The organism is Streptomyces sp. L500, assembly GCF_054551825.1.
Map to the genome: position 1 here is coordinate 1 of NZ_JBTOLC010000100.1, position 3,623 is coordinate 3,623.

The window sequence follows — 3,623 nt, forward strand, 5'->3', positions numbered from 1 at the left end:
AGCGTGCCCCAAGGGACATGCTTCGCGATTCCCGGGTGTCCTGTCGCACGGAAGCTGCCGGATTCTCACTCGGTCTCATCCGTGTTGTCGGATTCTCACCGTTTCGAGTATCGAGCGGAGTTGGCCGCTGGCGGTGCTCCTGCCATCGGATCTTCTCGATCCCGACGAGGTCACCGCTGATGGGCGGCTGGTTGCGCGAGAGTAAGTCCAGTCCACCGATCCAGTTCCTCCGCGTGGCTGCCGACCGCCGTGGCCCGGGCGACCGCCGCGGCTTCCTCCAGCGTTGGCTCACCATTGCGGGAGAGCAGAGTCAGTGGCCAGGCCGGGGTGCCCGGCTGCTCACCGTCAAAGGGGTGCCAGTCCCAGGCCGCATCGAACCGCCAGACGCGCCCGATCCGATCGACGACTTCATCGCCTGGTTCGAGGAATGCATACGGGCGGAAGAGCAGTTCGATGCGGATCGGTTCACCGCCGGCCGGATCGAGCGCGTAGGCCTGGTCCTCATGCTCGGGGTCATAGGTGTCACCCTGCCGTAGGAGATCGAGGTAGGACGCGGGCCGCGGCAGTATGCCGGTGACCTGAGGCGGATCGAAGTGATAGACCGCCAGGACGTGCACCACGGTCGCGGGGATGCCTACCAGGCATGTGCCACCCGGTTCCAGTACGGTCTCCGCCGATTCCGTTCGGAAGATCTCCCACTCGTGGGCCTCAGGCGTTGGAAGCGCCCGCTGGCCGTTCCACCTGATGTTCTTGGCCTGCGGGTCCACCTCCAGCCACGGCCACCGTACGGAGACGTAGTAACGGGAGACCTCGGTGACCGTGGTCTCGGTGAACGGGCACTCCAGCATCAGCACATCACCGGGCCGGTAGTCGTCAATCATGGACGCATTCTGCATGCCCTCACTGGCCCGGGACCGAACGGGTATCCGGTGCCCCGGGCGCCTGGACGCTGCCCATCGCGCGAGCTCCGTTCCACGAAACCCACCTCGTTTGGGAACAGCGTCCGACGCCATTCCCGAACCACCTGGCAGCCCCACAGGTCAGAGCCCCACGAACTGCCAACTCGGACTGGACGGGACAGCAGGTCGTCGCTCTCACTCGTCAGGGTGGCGTCTCCTGCCTGTAGCTCCGGCTCGGGGTTGCGGCTTCACCAACGCGGGCCGCCCTCGCGCAGGCGGCCCGGTGGTTTGTGAGCGCACGCGGTGGTGGGCCTGAACCAGATAGCGGCGGCCACCGCCCCGGGGGAGGTGGGGACGGTGGCCGCACTTGTGCTATCGGCGGTCAACCGAGCGTGACGTCAGTCGACGTTCACCCAGTACGGGTCCTCTACGGGCCAGGCCAGGATCCGGTCGTCGACATAGAAGTCGCCGAGATCGGTGCCCGCCCCCCGGTTCTCGCTGTACGCGATGTTGCGCACCGAAAAGTCCCATTCGATCGACGATGCGCCCTCATAGGTGGAACTGAAGGGGTACTCGTCGCAGTCGTCGACCGTGGTGTTGTACGGCGGAAGACCGGTCGCGGCGTCGTAGTACGGGCCCCACGGGTTGAGCTGGCCCTTCTTCTGCCCGCATGCCGCCTTCTTCACCTGCTCGTTCGCCTTGGCGATCTCGCCACCCTTCCCCCGGCTTTCCACGCGGTGCAGCGGCGCGCCCCGAGACCCGGCGTTAGGCGACCACTTGCCGGGGACCTTCTTGGGGTGGTTCTCCTTGGGGTAGGTGACGCCGTCGGTGGCCGGGGCGTTCTGCGCGTCGCGGATGTGCTGGCGAATGTTGGGGCGGTTGTCGCCGTAGGTGATGAAGGGCAGCGCCCCGGTGTAGATGCAGGCGTGCGGGTAGCTCTTGTTGCGTTGGTTGAAGTAGTCGGCCGAGTCGCAGCGGATACCGATCGGGGGGGTCTTACCGCCCTCGGTGGTCGGCAAGTATCCCGGGCTCGTGCCGTCCAGGTTGAGGCGCCACTGGTGGAAGGCGACCTGGTCCTCGCCCTCGCCACCGCTGGAGGAGACGTCCCAGTAGACCCAGTCAGGGAAGTTGCTCCACTGGGCCCATTCCATCTTCGCCGGAGACCGCCCGACGCCGCACGTGGCAGTGGTGGGCTGATTGGCGCCCGGCACGCATTCGGGGGTGATTTCCAGCTTCAGGTTCGGGGCGACGGTCCGCTTCTCCAAGAAGTTCCACCCGTCGTAGTGGACCTGGCCGGTTTTGGCGCGGAAAAAGACGCGGGTGGCGCGGGTGTCGTTGTAGCCGATGGCGGCGGCCGTGAACTTGATCGTGTTGGTGCCCTTCAGGACGGGCTTGCCGTCCACCTTCTTGTAGTACCTGGCCTGGAATTCCCATTCCTGGCACCATTTGAACCGGTTGTAGACGTGGCCGTTGGGGGCTTGGGCCTCCGAGGAGCCGAGACAGTCGTTCAGCCACTCGGTGCCCGCGGGGTTGTCGGGGGATATCGGCATCTCCGCCGTCCCCTTGCCGTTGCTGCTGCGCTGAGCACCGTCGCCGGGCTTGGCCGTGTACTCGATGCCCGGGGCCGACGCGGGGGGCTTGGGGCTTGCGGAGGCGGCCGGTGAGGTGCCCAGGGCGAGAGGGGCTGCGGTGAGGGCGAGTGCGGCTATAGCCGCCAGCAGTCGACTGGCGCGTTTCAAAGGTGGTCTCCCCCTTTTCCGGTGGTATGTAAATCCACTCGGGACCGAACCGGCGTAGTACCCGTCTGCGTCAGCCAGGAAGGGGTCTTCCATGATCGTTCTTTGGCCCGTTCGGGCCTCACACCGCCGCCCGTCTTCGCGACGGCATTTCCGCGGTCGGCAGGATGTGCGGGCACGGCGGCCGTCACTGGGCCGCCGAATGCGACAGCGGCTGCCGGCGTCGCCCTTGACAGGGCACGGCGCCGCCTGTTCGGTCTTCGGTCCCGTCCTCCGTGGTGACGATGTAAACCTGGTATGGACATGTTCGTTTTCCCCTCGTTTTCCGATTGGTTGTGTTCCGTGCCCGTGCTGGATGCGGTCGGGGATCATGCGGACACTGCCGGATCGGCTGTCGGGATCGAAGCTCCTCCTTCCGGGCTCACCGCCGGCCACCGTCTGGCTTGTTTCGCTGGATTCTCTTCTGTCATGCCGACGATCGTCTGCACTCCATGGTTCATAGGGCCGTTCCCGCTGGCGCGCAAACATTCAAGGCGCCGCGGGCGCCGAAGGCCCTCGGTTTCAGAATGTGCAAGATGGCCGAATACTGTGATGGCTTGGTGGCGGTCGGCCGCGCCGACAGGCGATGAAATCCGTTCTGGCAGTCGCCGGCCGTCGAGGTGACGGCAGCGGAATCACGACTGAAACAGCCCATCTGTGCGGCGGCGGTGGCGGATCGTAGCTCCGCAGATGAAATCCTGATGAAACCCTGGGCAGGTCAAGACTGCCCAACAGCCGGTGAAAGGCGATGAGCTCCGCCTCGGACCGGCCGATTCCGTCATCGCCACTGCATCGCTGCCGACGCTAAATTCGCCTCAATCGACCACCGCTCCCCACCACTTAACTGGCAGGGTTCCGGCCCGGGCCGACATGGCGCCCGGCCAGGGAAAGGGCATGATGAGCCACTTAAGAAGTCATCTCATTTGGTGAGTCTGCGGTAGCAGATGAG

General features: G+C 65.6%; 2 protein-coding genes. Both read right to left on the minus strand.

Annotation, left to right across the window (positions count from 1 at the left end):
- Window positions 1-170 precede the first annotated feature (170 nt).
- Window positions 171-881, minus strand: a complete 711-nt coding sequence (locus tag ACX9I7_RS32375) for a hypothetical protein (RefSeq protein ID WP_459389365.1) — start codon at window positions 879-881, stop codon at window positions 171-173.
- A 416-nt stretch (window positions 882-1,297) separates the two neighbouring features.
- Window positions 1,298-2,638, minus strand: a complete 1,341-nt coding sequence (locus tag ACX9I7_RS32380; protein ID WP_459389366.1) for a NucA/NucB deoxyribonuclease domain-containing protein — start codon at window positions 2,636-2,638, stop codon at window positions 1,298-1,300.
- Between the last annotated feature and the right edge of the window lie 985 nt (window positions 2,639-3,623).